The sequence below is a fragment of the Stenotrophomonas sp. CS3K5 genome (assembly GCF_059515225.1).
Window position 1 is genome coordinate 191,210 of sequence record NZ_JCAKRX010000005.1, and the last position, 16,794, is coordinate 208,003.

The following is a 16,794-nucleotide window of genomic DNA, read 5'->3' on the forward strand; positions in this document are numbered from 1 at the left end:
GCTACAGGGTAGCCCAGTGGCGGCCGCTGTCGGCGCATGGATCACCCCTTGTTACGCGATCCAGGCAGGCCGATACCTGGCGTTACCGTTCGGTCAATGCTCTCCCCGCCGAAGCCCATCGCCCCAGCGCGCCCGCAACGGCCCCTGCTGCCGGAACCGTTGCGGGCAAGCCGCCTCATGCGCAGGCCGGATCAGCCCGGCACGAGCGTGGCGCGCGCCTCCTGGCGGTGCAGTGCCCCCGCCCACAGGGATGGATCGACACCGCCCAGCTGCGCAGGCGCATCGCCAGCGAGCCCCGTGTCAGCACCCGCCTGGAACGCGCCCATGGCCCCCACCAGATGCTGAAGTTCCGCCTCCAGTGACATGGCCTCCGGCGCGGACGCGGCGGCGGAGGTCATGCTGGTGCGCAGCGCGGTCATCGGCGTCAACTGACTGGCAATCTGATCTGCAGTGATGGCGTAGCCACCATCGCCAGGCTGCACGAAGGCAATGGCGTACTGTCCACCCTGGAAATGGCGGAGCACACGCATCTGCTGCCCGGCGCTGCCATCCACCCTGACGACCAGATCATCGCCATCACGGTGATAGCTCAGGCGGCTGCGATCGATGCCATCGAAGTACAACCAGTCGGTACCACCGCCGGTGTTGTCCACCGTATCGGCGCCCGACCCGGCCCGGTAGAAGTACGTGTCGTTGCCCACTCCGCCGATGAGCATGTCATCGCCATCTTCGCCTACCAGTTGGTCGTCGCCGGCGCCACCGATCAGGATGTCCTTCCCGGACCCGCTGAAGCTGCCGTTGCCACCGGACAGGTAATCGTTGCCATCACCGCCTTCCAGCTTGTCATCGCCCCCCATGCCAAACAACTTGTCGTCGCCGGCAAGACCCTTGATCAGGTCACGCCCACTGGTACCAACCAACTGCTCGGCGTTCGCCGTACCGTTGATCTTGGAGGGGTAATCGGCATCGTTTCCGGTCCCCGGCGTACCTCCGCCGTCGCCACCGCCATTGCTGACCAGCGCATTGATGGCCGCCGTGCTGAGCGCATTGCCGGTGGCAGCCTGCAGATAGTCGAGCGCCCAGTCACCGCCCAGGAAGTGATTGGTCACCGTGACGCGTTGGTTGGCATTTCCGTTCACAACGATCACCAGGTTGTCACCTTCGCGGGTGAAAGCCAGCTGTCCGGTGGTAATGCCGTTCTGGAAGAACAACCAGTCGACGCCTCCCCCTGTGTTGTCGATCACATCGTTCCCGCCGCCATGGATGTACTGGTCATCGCCGCTGCCACCCAGAAGCACGTTGTTACCGTCCTGGCCGCGCAGGGTATCGTTGCCTGCGCCTCCCTCAAGCCGGTCATTGCCCGAGCCCGCAGCGCTGCCATTGCCGCCCGCAAGCTGATCATTGCCATCGCCTCCGCGCAGCGTGTCGTCGCCTGCCATACCGAACAGCGTGTCATCGCCGCCCAGACCCTCGATCAGGTCCTTGCCCGCGGTGCCCACCAGCTGCTCTCCTGCCGACGTCCCGGTGACGGTCTTGTCGAACCCGCCCCCACTGCCGCCGCTGACCAGCTGGTTGATCTGGGCTGCGCTGAGTGAACTGCCTCCATCAGGCTGAACCTGATCGATGGCCCAGTCCCCACCGAGGAAGTGATTACGCACGCGTACCGCCGGCGTAGCTCCCTGGTCGATCCGGATCAACAGGTCATCCCCATCGCGGGAGAAGCTCAGCCGTTCCCGGGTGACCCCATTCTGGAAGAACACCGTATCGTTGCCGCCTCCGGTGTTGTCTACGACATCACTGCCTGAGTTCGCATCGACCAGATAGGCGTCGTTGCCAGCGCCGCCCAGCAGGGTATCGTTGCCCGCCCCACCACTGAGCGTGTCGTTGCCGCCTCCCCCATTGAGCGTGTTGCTGCCACTGTTGCCCGCCAGGTAGTTGGCCAACGCATTGCCGGTCCCGTTGATGTCGGCACTTCCGGTCAGGAACAGGTTCTCCAGATCCGCCGACAGCGTGTAGGAGGCCGAAGACTGCACCTGGTCCGTGCCCCCGCCGGCAAGCTCGATGATCGTGTCCGCCGTGTTGTCCACGATGTAGATGTCATTGCCTGCGCCACCACTCATCTGATCGGCACCGCTGCCGCCATCAAGATAGTCCGCACCATTGTCACCGCGCAGGACATCGTCACCGCTGCCACCCCAGAGCTGGTCATCACCGTCGCCGCCAACAAGGGTGTCGTTGCCGTCCATGCCGCTCAGCTTGTTTGCCGCGGCGTTGCCATTGATGACATTGTCCAACGCGTTGCCGTTGCCGGACACGATGCCGTTGGCCAGGATCAGGTTCTCGACATTGTCGGCCAGGATCAGGTTGGTCTCGAAGCGACGCTCGATGGTATCCAGACCGCCGTCTTCGTCCTCGAACACACGGTCCTGGGCCGATTCGATGATGTACAGATCGTCGCCCAGGCCACCGTACAGACGATCGGCACCGAGGCCGCCCTCGAGCCGGTTGTTGCCATCGTTGCCATACAGCTCGTTGTCCAGGCTGTTGCCAACTCCGCTCAGGTGGCCGGAGCCGGTCAGCACCAGATTCTCCAGATGGTCGCCCAGCTGCCAGTCCAGCGCCGCCTCGACCGTATCGACGCCTTCGCCGGCCACCTCGATGACAACATCGCCGGCGCTGTCGACCACGTAGGTATCATCGCCGGCACCGCCGACAAGGCGATCTTCGCCGGCCGCGCCATCAAGCCTGTTGTCGCCCTGGTTGCCTACCAGCGTGTTGTTGCCCTGGTTGCCGATGCCTTCGTATGCACCGTCGAGCAGCTCGAGCCGCTCGACGTGATCGCCCAGCACGTAGCGATGACTGCCACTGCGGACGGTGTCGTCGCCTCCGCCGGCCAGTTCGATCACCTGCTGGCTCGGATCATTCACCACATAGATGTCGTCGCCCTCGCCGCCATACAGGCGATCACCGGCGCCAGCGCCATTCAACACGTCATTACCTGCGCCGCCATGCAGATCGTCACGGAACTGGGTGCCGGCAAGCACATCCGCGCCATCGGTACCCCGCAGCACGTTGCGCACATTCACCGTCAGCCAGGCCGTGGTGCGCTGCCCCCAGCTGTCGGAAGCAATGATCTCCAGCGAAAGATCCGCACCGCCATTGGGCGGTGTGCCCGTCAGCTGCCCGGTAAGCGGGTCGATGACCAGCCAGGCCGGCGCATTCGCACTCAGTGAATAGGTCAGCGTGTCCTGGGCCTCGTCCTGGAACATGCCCGAGGGAATCTGTGCCGAGAAGGCCGCATCACCAATGGCCTCGAACTCGACGAACGGGATCAGCGTGATCGGAGGCTTGTTGGTGTACGGCAGCTGGTGAAGATCGCCGCGACGCACGGTGCCATCGGCGAACAGGAAGTGGTCGACCACCCCACGCACCACCAGACTGCCGCTTTCCTCATACCAGTAGTTGCTGACCGTGAGCTGATCATTCTGATCGCTGCCGACCTGCACGATCAGGTCCAGCCCACTGCGGCTGAAGGTGACGTCGTCCGGGTCGATGCCTGCGCCAAACACCACGCGGTCGCGCCCGGCACCCGGCTGCGAATCCACCGTATCGCGGCCATCGCCGATTCCGTAGTGGAAGTCGTCGTCGCCATAACCGCCCCTGAGCATGTCATCGCCGGTACCGCCATGCAGGTCCGCACCGCCCTGGCCTGCGATCAGCTGATCATTACCCTCTTCACCATAGAGGTAGTCCCGGCTGGCCTTGTAGACCGTGTTCGGCTCGCGATCGCCGCCCTTGAGGGTATCGTTGCCTCCGCCGCCGCGGATTTCGTTGCTGAATCCGTTTCCGGTCAGGACGTTGTCACCGGCATCGCCGCGCAGGTTGGCGTGGAACGCGCCCCCGTTGATGGTGCCCGCGCCGCGTCCGTCAGGCACCAGGTTGTTGCCCAGCTCCAGGTTCTCGACATTTGCGAAGTTTGCCACCTCGAACCACTGGTTCTGGGGCGCGCCATCTTCGAGAGCGTCGATCACCACGGTATCGTTGCCTTCCCCGGCCAACTCCACCACTGTGTCGTTGGCACTGATGATGTAGCGATCATCTCCCATACCACCGTACAGATGGTTGGCGCCGGTCGACGTGCGGCCGTTGAGCGTGTTGTCGCCCGCATTGCCCCAGCCCGACCAGTCGCCGCTTCCGACCAGTTCCAGGTTCTCGATGTTGACCAGGTTGGCGATCGAGTAGGACAGGCTGGCACGCACCGTGTCGATGGAGAAGCGGTTGTCCCAGCCCCAGTCACCCTCGATGATCACATCGCCGAGGCTGTCGACCACATAGGTTTCGTTGGCCTGGGTTCCGATCAGCGTGTCATTGCCGGCGCCACCATCAAGCACGTAGTAGCGTCCACTATGGCTGCCCATATAGGACGGCTTGCCAAACTGGATGATGTTGTCCAGGTCGTTGCCGACCAGGGTGCGGGGAATGTGCACGATCCAGCCAGGATAGGACGGGTTCTGCCAATGCCAGGTGTTGCTGTTGAAGACGCCCACCAGATTCTCGACATTGGCCGTCAGGGTGTATGAGAAGGACTCGGCAAAGACGGTGTCCACGCCTTCGCCTTCCAGTTCGATGACCGTGTCCGGGGAAGAGGCGTACTGGTAGCCGGTGCTGATGTAGTAGCGATCATTGCCAGCACCGCCCCGCAGGATGTCCGGGCTGCCATCACTGAATTCGTTCGCATACAGCATGTCATCGCCGGCACCGCCATCAAGCAGGTCCGCACCGCCATCGCCGTAGATCACATCATTGCCATCACCGCCGAAGAGCTGGTCATCGCCTTCGCCACCGAAGATTCGATCGTTGCCCCCCTTTCCATGGACGATATCGTTGCCGGCACCGGCGCGCAGGTTGTTGCCTTCGTCGGTCGCTTTGTACGTATCGTCAGCGTCGGTACCAGTCCAGCTTCGCGCCGTCTCGACAAAGTCCTCGGCGCTCATCCACGTGCCGTCGTCGAACTGGATGATGTGGCTGCGGTTGCTCCCGGCAAGGAATCCATCCAGGCTCAGCGACTGGAACCCGGCACCGGTGAAGAAGGCGAGCATCAGGTCATCGCCGGAGACCTGGATGTTGTTGATCATCGCCCGTGTCAGTCCAGGGCCGATACGGATGATGTCCGTGCCGGCAGCGGCGCTTCCCAGGTTGATGATGCGGTCATAACCATGACCAAAATCGTAGTGATAGATGTCATTGCCGGCGCCGCCGTCGAGCACGTCGTGGCCAAGACCGCCGATCAGCAGGTCATCGCCGGCGCCACCGAACAGCCGGTCGTTGCCCTCCAGGCCCATCAACGTATCGTTGCCGTCAGCGCCATACAGACTGTCGTCACCGCTGGTGCCCAGCATGCTGTCATCACCGCCTGTACCGAAGACAAGCGTCGGCACCTCCAGTTGTTCCTCCAGGCGTTCGCGATCGGTGACATCAATACCGCCCACCGCAATGCCACCGGAACCAGAGGATGCAAAATAGTTGTGCACCACCACGGTATCAGTCCCGTCGCGGTGGCGAATGATCAGATCCAGCCCGTACGCCTCGTAGTGCAGATCGGTCTGATTGATGCTGGTACCGAAGGTGATGCGATCACTGCCCGGATTGCCCTCCTGCAGGTAGACATGATCGATACCAAACCCCGCTTCGAAGTGGTACTGGTTGTTGCCGGTGCCACCGTAGAGCAGGTCATTGCCGCTGCCGCCATCGAGGAGGTCATCGCCGGCACCACCGGACAGCAGATCATTGCCTGCGCCACCGCGCAGCGTATCGTTGCCACCCGGGCCATTGTCTTCATCACCGTACAGCCTGTCATCGCCGGCACCACCATTGAGCTCGTCGTGCCCGCCCTGCCCGAACAGCACGTCGTTGCCGGCACCGCCGTCGAGATAATCATTCCCAGCCGCACCGGAACTGCCCGCGCCGCCATCGCCAGCCAGGACGTCATCACCGGCGCCGCCATACAGACTGTCGTTGCCATCCTCACCAAACAGACGGTCGGCGCCGCTGCCCCCGTTCAAGGAATCATTGCCGGCACCGCCCTGCAGCTCGTCGTCGCCATCGCCGCCGTCGAGGGTGTCGCGCCCATCACCTCCCATCAACAGGTCGTTGCCCGCACCACCGGCAAGCACATCGTCACCCGCTTCGCCACGCAGGGTGTCGGCCCCCTCACCACCGGACAGTGTGTCCTTGCCGGACCCACCCCACAGTTCATCGTCGCCCTGGCCGCCCATGAGCGTGTCATCGCCTTCGCCGCCAATCAGCACGTCCTTGCCGGCGCCGCCATCAAGATGATCGTTGCCATCGCCACCTTCCAGATGATCGGCGCCCTCGCCGCCCAGCAGAACATCATTGCCATCCTGCCCGAACAGCCGGTCGGTGCCATTGCCGCCGTCGAGAGTGTCGTCGCCATCTTCGCCCTGCAGCTCGTCGTCACCGTCTTCGCCCATGAGGCGATCGTTGCCGGTGCCGCCAACCAGAAGATCGTTTCCGATACCGCCTGACAGCAGATCATCGCCGGCCTGACCGGACAGCTGGTCGTTGCCGGCGCCACCACGCAGGATGTCATTGCCGCCCCCGACGATTCCGGACTGCGGGTAATAGTCCCCCCAGATCAGATCGTCACCGTCTCCGCCGTCGATCAGATCATTTCCACCTTCACCCCACATCTCGTCGTCGCCGGCGCCGCCGTCAATGCTGTCGTTGCCGTCTCCGCCTGCCACCTGGTCGTTGCCGGCTCCGGCCAGGATCACATCGTGGCCGCCTTCACCACTGATCGCATCGTTGCCATCCCCACCATCGAGGTAGTCGGCTGCACTGCTGCCACCGAGCTGGTCGTTGCCGTCTTCGCCAAACAGGCTCACACCGCTGGTATAGGTGATACCCGAGCCCTCCTCCGTGGTGATCCGTCCCTGGCCCAGCGCAATGCCATCCGGCTCGGTGGCGCTGCTATAGACAAGGGTGTAGGTATCATTGTCCAGACGACGGAATCTGAACGTCCAGCCCGGCGCCACCGAGGCGCCACTGAAATCGAACATCCCCGACAGGCCATAGTTGAAGCCGATGGCCAGGCTGCCATCATCGCGGCGCCCCAGACGCTGCATTGCAGTCCAGCTGAAGAAGGCCTCCACGTCGCGCCAGATGCCGGATTCGGTGATCGGCACACGTGAATTCGTGCGCACATCAAAGCCGAAGTTCCACTGCGCATTCAGGACATCATTGCCCTCTCCGCCATGCGCGATCGTCTCCGATCCCAGGCCAGAGATGAAGTCGTCGCCGACACCGCCGGTGATGATGTCGGCGCCACCGCGACCATTGATGATGTCACTGCCTTCACCGCCATCCAAGGTGTCACCGCTGCCGAACGCGGTTCCCCAGATCATGTCGCGGCCATTGCCACCGGACAGGTTGACCGCACCACTGGGCGCGCTGTTCACGAAGGGATTGAGGAAGTCGGCCAGCCCGGTTCCGCCCGTGCCTGCCTGGCCCGGCTTGAACTCCGGAAGCGTGATGCCCAGATGGCCCTGGCTCCAACCGTCGACCATCACACTGCCGGTGTCGGTGCCACTGCGGATGATCAGCTTCGACCCATTGGCGATCGAGTGGCTGACCTTGATCTGGCCATCGGCGCTCTCCCAGGTGGTGGCCGACGTTGCGATGAGCCCGTTGGCCCAGGCCCCGTTGCCATTGATGACCACGGTACCGTTGCCGTCGGTGTCAACGATCGTATCCAGATCGCCGGCCAGGCCCGTGCCGATGGTGTAGGTGTCAAAGCCCATCCCGCCGCGCAACGTGTCGCTGCCGATGCCGCCGTCGAGCGTATCGTTGCCGGCGCCACCGAACAGCGCGTCATTGCCGGCGCCGCCGTTCAGGGTGTCGTTGCCGCTACCGCCGTCGATCACATCGTTGCCGGCCAGACCAGACAGCACGTCCGCGCCTTCCTGGCCGAATATGACGTCGGCTTCATCGGTACCGTCGATGGCATCGCCCTGCAGCGAGCCATAGGCGGTCAGTCCGCTCCCTGGCTTCACCGACAGCTTCAGCACGTCCGGCAGGGCATTGAGGAACTCGCGGATCTGGTCCTTGTTGAACTCTCCGTCCTGGGCATCCAGCATCAGCGCGCCAGTGAAGAACAGGAAGGGATCCAACGGGCGGGCAGCCCCTCCGGTACCGTCCTCCAGCATTTCGGTGCTCAGCCGTGCCAGCCATGCCGAGTACACGTCATCGTTCATGCCCAGACGCCAGAACCATGAACCGGCTCCCATGGGATCGTTCTCTGCGTTCTTGACCACCTCGACCAGCAGTTCGATGCCGGCCTTGGTATCCCACGGCAGACGACCGTTGCTGTTGAGCATCGAGTCCCAGATGGCATCGCGTTGCTGCTGGTCCAGAAGTCTGAAGGGCGTATTCAACGTCCAGGAATCAACCGGCAGGTTCAGTTCGGTGAAAATGCGGTTATGGAAGGTCCAGGCTTCGTCGGCGGTGATCTCACGAACAACGTCGCCCGCCGCATCTGCGATCTGGTCGAGCATGTCCAGGAGGCCCCGGGCCATGCCCGCGCGCACCGCCTGGATCTTCGCATCGTCCACGGGAACGCCATGATCCTTTGCGGTTTCCTCCAGAAACTCCAGTGCAGTCAGACCGGAGAACATGTTGCCCACGGCCACGCCACTGGCCAACCGGGCATAGCGATGCCCGAAACCGGCGATGAACTGGTACACCTCCTCGATCTTGCCGCTGTCGAGCATCGCCCGCGCCAGTGCACGCTGTTCGGCTGTCATCGTTTCAACCACGTTCAATCTCCTTCACGTTCCGGTGTGTAGGGCAATGGGACCTGATGCGTTGCAGATAGGCCTGGACATCGGCCTGGATCTCCCGCCAATGCGGCAGCAGGTTCTGACGGTAAACAATGGTGGTGCGTACATTCAGCAGCCCAGGCTGCTCAAGCGAGGCCTCGCACAGGGGCGTCCACTGCGGAGGTGCGTATTGCGGTCCGGTCATGCAGCGGATCAGGACAGTGGGTACGCGTGCTGGGTCCAGGCTGTCGGTATAGGTGATCCGGTTCCAGTTGAAGCTTCGGCGCTCCGACAGCGCCGGTCGGGCCATCTCCAGTCCAAGCGCTGCGTCACGACCGAAATCGAATGTGACCTCGGCGGGCAGTTCCTGATGGTGCAGGCGATACAGTCCCCAGTCCCGTATCTGCTGCAGCGTGATGTTCTCGCCCTCGCCGGCCTGGTTCAGGCCGATGTCGATCCAGTTCGAATCGCCGTTACCCACCGAGTCACGCCGGTCGTAGTCCTGTCGGGTCTGCGCGTTGCGCGGCGCCATCTCCGGCCAACGCAGCTGGATGGAAACACTGCGCAATGTCACGCCGCAGGTGGACGCGGGCTCGGCCTGCGTGTCCCGATCCGTCTCCCATATCCACACATCCTGCCTGGGCACCTCCAGCGCGACACCACCGATGCGCCCCTGCAGTCGTGCAGCTTCTGGTCCTTTCCTGTCGGACCCGCATCCCACCAGCACGAACGACAACGACAACCACAGCAGCACGCCGAACCGCAGCCGGCACACGCTCGCCAACCATCTGCCAGCCGCCGCTGGATCGGCCTCAGCGTTCACGCAGCGCCTCCTGCGCGTGCTGCTGCAGAGGGCTGAGCAGATAGTCGATGACCCGTCGTCGCCCCGTCTTGATCTCTGCGGACAAGCTCATGCCAGCACTCATCCTCACCTTGACGCCGCCGATGTCCAGCTCGGGACGGTCCAGGCGGATCCGTGCCGGAAACACCAGGCCCAGCTGCTCATCCTGTGCGGCATCATGGGAGACGCTCACGACGGTACCGGTGAGATAGCCATAGCGGGTGTAGGGGAAACTGTCGATCTTGATCGTGACCGCCTGGCCCGGCCGCACGAAGCCGATGTCCTTGTTGAGCAGCGTCGCTTCCACTTCCATGCCATCGCCACTGGGCACCACCACCAGCAGCGGTTGTGCCGGCGTCACCACGCCGCCCACGGTGTGCACGGCCAGCTGCTGCACGGTCCCGTCCACCGGTGCGCGCAACGTCATCTGTCGATTGCGCTGACCGGTCTTGGTCACTTCCGGCCCCATCTGCCCGATCTGCTCCTGGGCCTTGCGCAGTTCATCAAGGGCCTGTTGCCGGGTGTCGGTGAGCAGCACGCGCAGTTCTTCCCGTGCCGCCAGCAGCGCCGAGCGCAGCTCCTGCACCCGATTGCGCTGCGTGGCCAGGTCGCGCTCGGCGGCGATGCGTTCCTGTTCGCGCAACAGATAGTCGTGGCGCCCAACGTAGTTGCCTTCCACCAGGCGTGCATAGTCCGCCGCGCGGGTGCGCGCGATCTGCGCCGAATCACTCAACGGCTGGATCAGGCCCTCGGTGGTGTGAAGCTCTGCCTGGCGCTGCTGGATGCCGGCCTGCAGGCCATTGCGCCGTGCCCGGAAAGCATCGAACTGACTGCGCACGAGCACCTGCTCGTCCGCCAGCCGCTGCGCGGGAAGGCCGCTGTCCAATGGCAACTGCGGCTGGCTGCCCGTGTCGAAGGCCACCAGCAGAGCATCCAGTCTCAGTGCCGCCAGCCGGGCGTTGGTCAAGGCTTCGCCGGCCTGGGCGAGCTCTGCCCCGGCGCCCGCCCCCTCCAGCTCGATCAGCAGCTCACCGGCTTTGACCGCCTGCCCGTCGCGCACCAGGATGCGGCGGACCACAGCGGTCTCGGCTGGCTGCACCACCTTGGTACGCGAGTTGACGACGGTCTTGCCGGGCGCCACCGCTACGATGTCGAGCTGGCCGATGCATGCCCAAAGCAGTGCCACGCAGAACAACGCGATGATGATCCGCATGCTCCAGCGCGACGTTGGCGAAACCGGCGTCTCGATCAGCTCCAGGTGGGCAGGCAGGAAATCGCGCTCATCGGCTGTTCGCTGCGGCGATTCCATCTGCGCACGGGCCTTCCACGCCGCACTCGCCACCCGTGCGTACCGACCCAGAAAATCGCCTGCGGCCTGGAATCGATGCTTCATGCGACCCCCGCCTGCAACCGCTGCAGGTGGGCATAGAAACCATCGGGCAGGCGCATCAGTTCCTCATGTGCGCCGGCCTCGACGATCCTTCCCTTCTCCACCACCACGATGCGGTTCGCATGGCGCACCGTAGACAGCCTGTGCGCGATGATAAGAACCGTGCGGCCCTTGCATATCGCGCGCATGTTGGACATCACCGCATGCTCGGACTCGTAGTCCAGCGCACTGGTTGCCTCGTCGAAGATCAGGATGCGCGGATCGGTGATCAGCGCCCGGGCGATGGCGATGCGCTGGCGTTGGCCACCGGAGAGTCCTGCACCGTGTTCACCCACCTTGGTGTCATAGCCCTCGGGCAGCTCGACGATGAACTCATGCGCGCCGGCAAGCATGGCGGCCTGGATCACCCGTTCCAGCGGCATGCCGGGTTCGCCCAGCGCGATGTTCTCGCGCACCGAGCGGTTGAACAGGAAATTCTCCTGCAGGACTACGCCGAGCTGACGACGCAACCACGCCGGATCAGCCAGTGCCAGATCGTGGCCATCGATCAGTACCCTGCCATGCTCAGGCGAATAGAGGCGCTGCACCAGCTTGGTCAGCGTGCTCTTGCCCGAACCTGAGCGGCCGACGATGCCGATCACCTCGCCCGGTCGAACATCCAGCTCGATGTCATTCAGCACGGCGGCGGCGTCGGGACGATAACGGAACCCAACGCGCTCGAACGTGATCCGGCCCTGGATTGGCGGCAATGCCATCCGGCTTCCCGGCAGCTCGGTGCGCGTATTGAGGATATCGCCCAGCCGTTCGACCGAGATCCCGACCTGCTGGAAGTCCTGCCACAACTGCGCCAGACGGATGATGGGCGCTGCCACCTGGCCGGACAGCATGTTGAAGGCAATCAGCTGACCCAGAGTCAACTTGCCATCGATGACCAGCTTCGCACCCCAGAACAGGATCGCAACGGCCACCAGCTTCTGCACCAGCTGTACGCTCTGTTGGCCGAGTGTGGCGATCTTGGTGACGTTGAAGCCTGCACTGACATACCCGGCCAGCTGGCTGTCCCAGGTGCGGGTCACCCTCGGGTCCACTGCCATGGCCTTGACCGTTCCGATCCCGCTGACGGTCTCCACCAGGAAGGCCTGGTTGTCCGCGCCTCGCTGGAACTTGTCATTCAGACGCCTGCGAAGCACAGGTGTCACCAGCGCCGAAATGAGCGCGTACAGCGGCAGCGACAATGCCACGATCAGCGTAAGCCAGCCGCTGTAATGGAACATCACGGCCAGGAAGACAACCGTGAAGAACAGGTCCAGCACTGAGGTCAACGCCTGCCCGGTGAGGAAGCTGCGGATGTTCTCCAGTTCCCGCACGCGGGCGATGGTGTCGCCCACCCGTCGCGATTCGAAGTACGCCAGCGGAAGCGCCAGCACGTGCCGGAACAGGCGCGCGCCGAGTTCGACATCGATCTTGCTGCTGGTGTGTGAGAAGACGTAGGTGCGCAGGCCTGACAACACCACGTCGAACACCGCCATCGACACCAGGCCGATGGCAATCACATCCAGCGTGGTGAGCCCGCGGTGCACCAGCACCTTGTCCATCACCACCTGGTAGAACAGGGGTGTAACAAGAGCAAACATCTGGATGAAGAACGAGACGATCAGCACTTCCACCAGCAGGCGCCGGTACTTGATCACCGCAGGGATGAACCAGCTGAAATCGAACTTTGCCAGTTCGCCCAGCACCGAGGCACGCGAGGTCACCTGCAGCAGGCGCCCTGCATAGCGCTGCGCCAGTTCGTCCAGCGTGAGTGTTCGCGGCCGCTTTTCGGCCAGGTCGTGGATGAGTACCTGACCGGCGTCGACCCGTGCAATGATGAAAGGGTGTGCGCCTGCCAACGCCAGCGCCGGCAGCGTGACCCGGGAAAGGCGCCGCAGCGGCGTTGCAGAGATCCTCGCCTTGAGGCCAAGCCGGCTGGCGGCCAGCAGCAGGGCCGTCTCGTCAAAAGCTTCGCCGTTGCGCCCATGCGCATGCGCAAGCTGTTCCGCATCCGCAGCGATGCCATGGAACTGCGCAAGCAGTACCAACCCCCGCAATGCCAGATCCGGCTGGGCGTGAAGCACGCGCTCGCGTGCGACGCCCGGACTGGCTACCGTCCCCTGGTGCATGTCATCCCTGAATGCGTTTTCCCCGGCCCGATCATCGGATGGGCCTCCCGCGGATGTCAAGACCGCGTGATGTGCACCTGACCAACGCTCCCACTGCGCCGGCTACACCCCATCCCTGCCGTGGGGCTGACAGCACAGGGCCGCCCGCAGGCGGCCCTGTGCTGCGCCGTCGAGCAAGCTCGACGCTACCTGGCGTTCTTGTCGAGCAAGCTCGACGCTACTTGGCGTTCTTCACGTAGGTGTCGAACCAGTTCAGCATTTCCGCCACCAGCTGCTCGTTCGATTCCAGCGCGGTGTACCAGTGCGGCTCGTTGGGCAGCATCACCAGGCGGGTGGTGCCGCCGTTACCGCGGATGGCCTGGTACAACTTGCGCGACTGGAACGGCTCGGTGCCCGGGTTGGCATCGTCCTCGCCGTGGACCAGCAGCAGCGGCAGCTTGATCTTGTCGGCATAGAAGAACGGCGACGCCTTCAGGTACACGTCCTGCGCCTGCCACACCGAGCGGCGCTCGTTCTGGAAACCAAACGGGGTGAAGGTCTTGTTGTACGAGCCACTGGTTGCCACGCCGGCCTTGAACAGGTTGGTGTGCGCGATCAGGTTGGCGGTCATCAGGCCGCCGTGGCTGTGGCCGGTCACGCCGATGCGGTTGCGGTCGACCACGCCCATCTCCACCGCCTTGTCCACCGCCGCCTTGGCGTCGGCTTCCAGCTGCTCCAGGTAGGTGTCGTAGGCGTTCTTCGGGTCGCCCACGATCGGGAAGGAGGCGTTGTCGATGATCGCGTAGCCGGCCAGCAGCATCAGGCGGTACGGCTGCAGACGGGTGAAGGTCTGCTGCGAACCGGACACCTGCCCCGCCTGTGCCGCGTTGGCGAAGTCGGCCGGGTACGCGTACAGGATTGCCGGCACGCGCTGGCCTTCCTTGTAGCCCGGCGGCGTGTACAGGGTGAACGACAGGTCCACGCCGTCGGCACGCTTGTAGGTCACCAGCTGCTTCTTGATCTGGCGCACTTCCGGGGTCGGGTCGGCCAGCTTGGTCAGCGCAGTAGCACTGGACGCGAACTGGGCCTCGCCGGCCTTCGCATCAGCCACAGCGTCACCCTGCTGGCGGATGAAGGCATTGGGCGGATCGATCACCGACTGGTGCCAGGTCAGGTAACGGCCCGGCGTGTTGCTGAAGCCGAGGAACTGCTCGTACGCATCGGCGCTGCTGCGGAACAGGCGTTCGCTCTTCAGCGAGCCCAGGTCCAGGCGGTCCAGGAATGGGCGGTCACCCTGCGGCGAGGCGCCGCGCCCGCTGAGGAATACATGGTTGCCGTCCTGGCGCACGACCTGTGCACCGGTGGGCAGGCGGGTGAAGACCAGGTTGCCGGGGTCGCCGTACAGCTCATCACTGGACATGTCCCACAGCAGGCGGCCTTCCTTCTTCGGCTGGTCCACATCGACGATGCGGGTCTGCACCCAGTGGCGGTTCTCGTCATTCTCGTACTGGAACGCCACCGCCGGATCGGCGGTCCACGCGTAGCCTTCGAAGCGCTGCGCGGTGCGGGCGATTTCCACCGGCTTGCCGTTGAACGGTGCCTTCAGCATCAGTACGCGGTCGCGGTGCGGCACGCTGACCTTCCAGTCACCCTTGTCCAGCGCTTCGGCATAGACCAGGGTAGCCGGATCGGTGGCGCGCCAGTCGAAACCACGCGGACCTTCCGGCACACCGTGCACCGGCACGCGGTCGGCCAGCGGCAGGCTGGCAATCGGCGTGGCCTTGCCGCTGGTGATGTCCAGCACGGCCACGTCGTTGGCAAAGCGCTGGTAGGTCACCGCATGCGAGTACGGTGCCTTGATCGATTCGGTCAGCACATGCACGCCGTCGGGCGCAGCGCTGACGTCGTTGAACAGCGCCGGCTGCCCGACCGGGCGCACGCTGCCGGCGGCGGTGTCGACCACGGCCAGCTGCGAGGCACCGTAGTAGGCGAACAGCTTCTCGTCATGCACGCTGGTCAGCGTATCGCGCGCCTCATAGGTGCTGCTCTCGCCGCTGCTGCCCAGCGATTCCTGCGCATCCGGGCCGGTGGGTACACCGCCGTTGGACGGTGCCGGGCCCTGGTTGGCCGGCACCAGCTTCACCAGCAGTGTCTGGCTGCCGCCCAGCCACTGCACGGTGTTGCCGAAGATCGGATTCAGCTGCACGTTCGGGATCTGCTTCACCTGCCCCGTGCTGGCATCGCCCACCCACAGCTGCACGCTGGTATCGACCGCATTCTGGAAGGCGAAATGGCTTCCATCGGCCGACCACAGCGCGCCGGTGGCGCAGCCCTGCGGCAGGTTGACCTTGGTTTCCTTGCCGCTGCCGATATCAACCAGGGTGAAGTCGGCCACGCACGCCGGGATGCCGTAGCCACCCGGGGTGTCATGGCGGCTGCGGTTCTTCGGCTCCAGGCGCACGCCGGCCAGCTTCAGGTACGGCTGGGCGACGCGGCTGATCGACGGATAGGTCTGCGCGGTGGTCAGCAGCAGGCGCTGGCCACCCGGGGCCACGTTCGGCGCAGGCGGCGGCGGTGCCTTCAGCACCCTGAGCAGGTGCTCCGGCGGTTTTGCGTAATCGGCAAGCGCCGGGCCAGCGGCCAGCAGGCCGGCAGTGGCAACGGCAACCGCCGCCGCCAGCGAGGTTCGACGGATCAGCATCCTTATCCCCTGCAGTGTGAATGGAGCCCGAGGACGGGCAAGAGCCCGAATCTAGCACCGCAGCAGGTGGGGGGAATGGGCCGGAAGGGCTAGTGGCCGGATGCAGCAAAGTCGAACACACCCGGCGAGGCCGGCAGCGGGCCGGCATCTGCCAGGCGTGGGCCGTCATCACTGCTGGGCGTGCAGATCCCAGGCGGTCAGGTAGTCGGGGTCGACCACGATCATGCCGCTGTTGCGCATGCGGTATTCGCCGGGCGCGGCCCGCTTGTACTGGTCAAGCATGGGCGGCAGGTAGTGCTCATGACCATCATCTTCGTCGGCCAGCACCACGCCCTCATCGGCGCTGATGCGCAGCACGGTGCCGGCGTACTGTTCCAGACCCTGCACCTGGCCGTCGCCGCCATAGCGGGTGACGCCGACCAGCACCACCTTGCCGATCATTTCCTCGGCCTTGGCATCGTCCAGGGGCGGCAGCATGGGAGTGAATGGGTCGCTCATCGGTGCACCTCCAAAGCCTGTGGGGACATCGTGGATTCGGCAGTCTCCCGCGTTGCCAATGCCGACGGCGACGCAGGGGTCCATCTCGGGGCGCAAGTACGTGGATCGCAGGACCGGCCGGGCCATGCCGGGGTCGCGATGTGTGAAAAGTATCTGAAACTGCGGGGAAACGGCCATCCGTGCCGGGGGCGTGACCGTGTCAGGTCAAGGTCAACACCATGCGTTGCGTTGCATACAGGGTGAAGCATGACAGCTGCACTTTAGCGGCATGACGGCCTCCTGCTGAAGGTCACACGCGGGCGTGTTGCTCCGTTGAGACGAATGCTGCCACCCGGCCCGGAACGAAGAAGTGAAGATTGCAGGCGGCCGCTACACGATGTTTCGCG

The 16,794-nt window shown here is 64.3% G+C and carries 6 protein-coding genes; all 6 read right to left on the minus strand.

What is annotated here, in order from left to right; translation table 11 throughout:
* Nucleotides 1–191: 191 nt before the first annotated feature.
* Entirely contained in the window at nucleotides 192–8,822 is an 8,631-nt protein-coding gene (locus AC5YGJ_RS09970; RefSeq protein ID WP_496186439.1) for a putative Ig domain-containing protein, read from the minus strand.
* A 4-nt stretch (nucleotides 8,823–8,826) separates the two neighbouring features.
* Nucleotides 8,827–9,660, minus strand: a complete 834-nt coding sequence (locus tag AC5YGJ_RS09975) for a hypothetical protein (RefSeq protein ID WP_496186440.1) — start codon at nucleotides 9,658–9,660, stop codon at nucleotides 8,827–8,829.
* Nucleotides 9,650–11,071: an HlyD family type I secretion periplasmic adaptor subunit gene (locus AC5YGJ_RS09980; protein ID WP_496186441.1), complete on the minus strand. Its 1,422-nt coding sequence runs from the start codon at nucleotides 11,069–11,071 to the stop codon at nucleotides 9,650–9,652. The genes AC5YGJ_RS09975 and AC5YGJ_RS09980 overlap by 11 nt, the downstream gene beginning before the upstream one ends.
* Nucleotides 11,068–13,230, minus strand: coding sequence for a type I secretion system permease/ATPase (locus AC5YGJ_RS09985; protein ID WP_496186442.1), 2,163 nt, complete (start codon nucleotides 13,228–13,230; stop codon nucleotides 11,068–11,070). Before AC5YGJ_RS09985 ends, AC5YGJ_RS09980 begins: the two co-directional genes overlap by 4 nt.
* 217 nt (nucleotides 13,231–13,447) lie before the next feature.
* The gene (locus AC5YGJ_RS09990; RefSeq protein WP_496186443.1) at nucleotides 13,448–15,910 is read right to left on the minus strand and encodes a S9 family peptidase; all 2,463 of its coding nucleotides are present in this window, start codon (nucleotides 15,908–15,910) and stop codon (nucleotides 13,448–13,450) included.
* Nucleotides 15,911–16,078: 168 nt separating this feature from the next.
* On the minus strand, nucleotides 16,079–16,408 hold the full coding sequence (locus AC5YGJ_RS09995) for a hypothetical protein (protein ID WP_496186444.1): 330 nt from the start codon (nucleotides 16,406–16,408) through the stop codon (nucleotides 16,079–16,081).
* Nucleotides 16,409–16,794: the final 386 nt, after the last annotated feature.

Bases quoted from the DNA above. Each gene is read 5' to 3' on its own strand.
- AC5YGJ_RS09970 (WP_496186439.1), bottom strand. From the start codon at position 8,822: ATGACAGCCGAACAGCGTGCACTGGCGCGGGCGATGCTCGACAGCGGC.
- AC5YGJ_RS09980 (WP_496186441.1), bottom strand. From the start codon at position 11,071: ATGAAGCATCGATTCCAGGCCGCAGGCGATTTTCTGGGTCGGTACGCA.
- AC5YGJ_RS09985 (WP_496186442.1), bottom strand. From the start codon at position 13,230: ATGCACCAGGGGACGGTAGCCAGTCCGGGCGTCGCACGCGAGCGCGTG.
- AC5YGJ_RS09990 (WP_496186443.1), bottom strand. From the start codon at position 15,910: ATGCTGATCCGTCGAACCTCGCTGGCGGCGGCGGTTGCCGTTGCCACT.
- AC5YGJ_RS09995 (WP_496186444.1), bottom strand. From the start codon at position 16,408: ATGAGCGACCCATTCACTCCCATGCTGCCGCCCCTGGACGATGCCAAG.